Source organism: Rhodococcus sp. CX (assembly GCF_015865005.1).
GTDB lineage: Bacteria > Actinomycetota > Actinomycetes > Mycobacteriales > Mycobacteriaceae > Rhodococcus.
On record NZ_JADZGH010000259.1, the window covers coordinates 43,426 to 47,487 of the forward strand.

At 70.1% G+C, this 4,062-nt stretch carries 2 protein-coding genes; both read right to left on the minus strand.

Annotation, left to right across the window (positions count from 1 at the left end):
* A partial coding sequence (locus I0Q12_RS28335) for a BTAD domain-containing putative transcriptional regulator (RefSeq protein WP_231611613.1) occupies positions 1–2,605 on the minus strand: 2,605 nt, incomplete at its 3' end.
* 73 nt (positions 2,606–2,678) lie between these two features.
* On the minus strand, positions 2,679–4,062 hold a 1,384-nt coding region (locus I0Q12_RS28340; RefSeq protein ID WP_231611614.1), incomplete at its 5' end, for an MFS transporter.

Here is a 4,062-nt window from a genome sequence, read left to right on the forward strand (position 1 = left end):
CGAAGCGGGATTGCCGGTGCCGCAGGGTGAACAGCTCGTCGATCAGCCATACGGATTCGTCGCTGTGCGTCGCCACGCCGGAGTAGAGCAGGATCCGCCCCAGCAGCGCGTCGGCGATCACATCGGGATCGCCTGTCTCGCGGGCGATCGCGAGTGATCTGCTGCTCAGTTCGTCGGGAACGGCCGAATCCGGGTGGTAGCAGCTGCCGACGGCCAGTGCCGCAAGCACCCGGCAGTGGGCCGTCGGGTCGTCGGAGACGAAAGGTTCCAGACCCGACAGTCTTTCGAGAAGCGGTCCGGGATCCTTGCCGTAGGACACCCACGGCCACGCGCCCGCGGAGCGCAGCAGTGCCGCGGCCAGTCGGCCCGCGGCCGAGGTTCGGCCCTCGCGGACCGCGGCGAGCAGACCGGCGTCGACGACGTCGAGCACCGTCTGGCCACGGCCGGCCCGCGCGAGCGCCTCGACTCGGGCCACGAGCAGATCGTCACGGGCACCGGCCGATTGTTCGGAGGCCGGAAGCAGGTCGAATGCCTTCACCGCCGCCTCCCACCACTGCGCCGCGGTCTCCGAGTTCCATCGCTCGGTCGCTTCCCGCGCCGCGTCGGTGCACGCGTCGAGCACGGTACGCGGATCGGCGACGGGCAACGCGGCCATCAGATGCTGCGCTCGCCTGCTCGAGCGATCGCTGTCGGACGAGTCCGCCAGCGCCTCGGCTACCTGGGCGTGGATGCGCTGGCGGCGCAGTTCCGGTATCTCTGCGAGCACTTCGTCGCGGAGCAGACCGTGAGCGAACACATATCCGCGAACACCGGGGTCGGCGACGATGATCCGCTCGTCGGCTGCGTCGTCGAGATAGTCGGCGAGGGTGCCGAGATCCAGCCGGGTCGCGGCGGCCAGGATGTCGGTCTCGATGTTGTCACCGATCACCGCGGCGACCCGAAGAACCTGCAGCACAGCCGGTTCCACGGACGTCAAGCGACGGCCGAGGACCGAACGGACGGCCAGCGGGATCTCCCCGCCGAGTCGCTCGTCCCGCGGAAGTCGCGCGTACTCGGAGACGAACAGCGGATTGCCGCCGGTGCGTTCGGCGAGCATCCGCGCCTCGGTCGCATCGAGTTCCTCGCCGGTCACGTGACGGGCAAGGGCCGCCACTTCCGACTCGGCGAGCGCCGGTACCACGATGTGCCGGTTGCCGTCGCGACGCAGGACGGCGTCGACGAATTCGCGCACGCCGGAACGCATCTCCGAATCACGCAGCGTGAGGACGAACCAGACCCGCTGCCGGTGCAGCGCTCCGACCAGGTATCTCAGGCAGCGGAGGGACGTCGGGTCGGCCCATTGGATGTCGTCGACGACGACGGTCAGCGCGGCTTTCTCCGCGGCCACCGTCTCGATCGCGTTCAGAACGCGTTCGTAGACGGCGAAACGGGCTTCGTCCGGTTCGACCCCGGTCGGCGGGATGAGCGCGGCGTCGGCGTCGACACCGAGTTCCCTCAGCATCCGCCGGATCGGCCACCACGCGGGCGCACCTTCGTCCTCGAGGCACCGCGCCCACACTGCGGTGCCGCCCGCCGAGACCGTGCGGGCGTCGCATTCCTCGGCCAGCCGGGTCTTTCCGATTCCCGCGGGGCCGGTCAGCACCACCCAGCGGGGTGCGCCGGCCAGGACCTCGTCGAACATCCCGTCGATCACGCCGGTCTCCGTCTCGCGTCCGACGAACACGCGCCCGGATTCTGCCTCTGCGGCCGGGACCGTGACGGACGGCGGGGCGGGTGCCGGAACCGTCTCGGCGCCCGTCCATTCCGGTGTCCTCGGCCAGGCCGCGAGTTCGGGTTCGTGCCTCAGGATCGCGCCCTGCAGTGCGGTCAGCTCGGCGCCCGGCCGCAGGCCCAGCTCGGCATCGAGGCGAGCGACGTGAACACCGAACTGCTCCAACGCTTCCGGCGAGCGGCCGGCCCGGTGCAGAGCCAGCATCCGCAACCAGCACGTCCGGTCCCGGAACGGGTACTCGTCGTACAACCGGGTCGCCTCGGCGAGGGCCGGGACCGGCCGTCCCATCGCGAGCAGCGCCGTGACCAGGGTTTCCCGGCAGTCGGTACGGACCTCCTCGAAGCCGGCGGCGGCCACCTCCACCCACTCCTCGTCGCGGAGATCCTCGAGTAGCGGTCCCCGGACGGACGCGAGAGCACGACCGGCCGTGTCCAGCGCGGATTCCCATTCGCCGTTGTCGGCGTGCCGGCGCGCCGCCTCCGCGTCGTCGAGGAACACGGACAGGTCCACGTCCTCGCGGGGGATGTCGAGGACGTATCCGGGTGGCTGGCGCACGATCGGTGATGCGGCACCCGATTCGCTGCGCAGCGCCCGGCGCAGGTTGGAGATGTACGCCTGGATGCTCGAGACGGCGCTCGCGGGCGCGTCACCGGACCACAACGCGTCGATGAGCCGATCGGTGGAGACGACCTTTCCGCGGCTCAGGAGCAGGACCGCGAGCACCGCACGTTGCTTGCGTGGCCCGAGATCGACGAGATCCGTCCCGGAACCCGGGTCGTGTGGACTGCCCGGCTTCCGCGCGACCTCGAGGGGTCCGAGCAGTCGGTAGATCATGCGGGCTCCTCGTACCGGCAGGGGTGGAACGGTAGAAGTGTAGGGACCTGATCCTGCCGGCGCGCGGGGACGGTCAGGCGTCGACGTTCGCGATCTCGCGGCTGTTCTCGACCGGTGTGCGGGCCGGACGCAGCATCACCACGCACACCAGCGCGCCGAGCGCGGCGATCACGCCTGCGACCAGCAGCGCGTGGTGCAGGCCGGTGACGAAGTCGTGCGGCGATCCACCGGGCAGCAGCGACTGCGCGGGCAGCAGTGCGCCGAGACCCGCGACCCCGACCGCGATGCCGGTCTGACGGAACGCGTCGTTGATCCCTGCCGCCAAACCGGAATGGTCCGATGTGCTTTCACCGAGAACCAGGCCGCTCATCACGGGATTGAACACCCCTGCCCCGGCGCAGGCGAGGATCAGGCCGGGCAACATCGCGTACCTGGACCCGGCGACGTCGACGGTGGTCATCAGGACCAGACCGACGGCAACGAGGAGCAGCGAGACGCTCAGCGAGATGTACACGGGGATCCGCCGGTCCAGTTTCGCGGTGGCACCGGCCACGACGAACATCGCCACGGTCGCGGGAATGTAGACGAGCCCGGCCTCGACGGGCGACAGATGCAGCACGTTCTGCAGGTAGATCGTGGTGTAGACGAAGACCGCGAACAACGACGCGGAGATCGCGAACGCTGCGATCTGAGCGCCGGCGAACGCGCGGTTCGCGAGCAGGTGCGGCGGCAGCATCGGTTCGCGGGTGCGGAGTTCGTGCAGCACGAACCAGACCAGCGCGACTGCGGCGACCGCAGCGGCGGTGAGGGTCGTCGGGTCGAGCCAGCCGTGTTCGTTGCCGTGCAGCAGTCCGAAGACCAGGGCCGCCAGGCCCGTGGAGACGAGGAGTTGTCCGGGCAGGTCGGCACCGCGGGGATGCGGGTCGCGCGATTCCGGTACCCACCGGACCGTGAGCGCGAGCGTGACGAGGCCGATCGGAATGTTGACGAGGAAGATGGCACGCCAGTTCAGCAATTCGGTCAGCAGACCACCGACGAGTGGGCCGACCGCGAACGCCCCGCCGATGGTGGCACCGTAGGCGGCCAGCGCCGCCGCGCGCTGTGGGCCCTCCTCGAACACGTCCGCCAGCAGCGCGAGCGAGCACGCGAACAGGATGGCGCCCCCGATACCCTGTGCGGCGCGGGCGATGTCGAGTATCCAGATGTCGGGAGCGAGAGCGCACAGCAGCGACGCCGCGGTGAACCACACGACGCCGACGAGGAACACGCGGCGCCGGCCCCGGCGGTCCGCCCAGGATCCGGCGCTCAGGACCACCGTGGCCAATGCCAGCGTGTAGGCGTCGATCACCCATTGGAGCGCGCTCACACCGGTCTCCAGGTCGACGGCGATGGACGGCAGTGCCGTGTTGACGACCGCGATGTCGAGCATGAGCATCGCGGTCGTCACGCACACCACC